We start from the raw sequence: 678 nt of genomic DNA on the forward strand, positions 1-678 counted from the left end.
CGAGAAGTCCCGGTTGAACTATGCTTGTAAATCAGTCTTGGAGGCCGGTCATTGACCGGCCTTTTTTAATTTTTGGTGACTGCAGCGAATTTTGACTTCCGTCGGCAATTGAAAAATTACGACTGTAATATACTATATTAAATTATGTGTATAATAAATACGCAGCTCGTCCAGGCAGGCTGAGATTCAGGCGCTTATCTATCCCTCTGGCATCTCCCAGGAGCCAAGTCATGACGTCCATTCAGTCCCAAGGCACCGCCCTCATCACTGGTGCTTCTTCCGGTATCGGTGCGATTTACGCGCAACGGTTGGCAGCGCGAGGTTTTGATTTGTTGCTGGTTGCTCGTGACCAGGAGCGGCTTGAAGCAGCGGCAAGCGCGCTGCGCAATGCTCATGGGGTTCAGGTGGAGGTGCTCAAGGCAGATCTGACGCAGAAGGACGATGTGCTGAAACTTGAACAGCGTCTGCGCAGCGATTCGAGTATCAGCCTTTTACTGAACAATGCCGGCGTAGCCGCGGATGGCTTGTTGGCCAACGCCGATACCGATCAACTGGAGCGAATGATTCAGTTGAATATTACAACGGTGACGCGATTGGCATCGGCCGCGGCGGCCAGTTTTGCCAAGGCGCGCCGGGGTACCATCATCAACATTGCTTCTGTGGTAGCGCTGTTTCCCG

Annotated in this window: 1 protein-coding gene; it reads left to right on the plus strand. The window is 52.5% G+C overall.

The window, feature by feature from the left end; genetic code table 11:
• Positions 1-230: 230 nt before the first annotated feature.
• Positions 231-678 (plus strand): SDR family NAD(P)-dependent oxidoreductase (locus tag AC1DVH_RS32305; protein WP_477757197.1); only part of this gene is annotated, 448 nt, incomplete at its 3' end.

It is taken from the genome of Pseudomonas sp. P4_C3 (assembly GCF_056402075.1).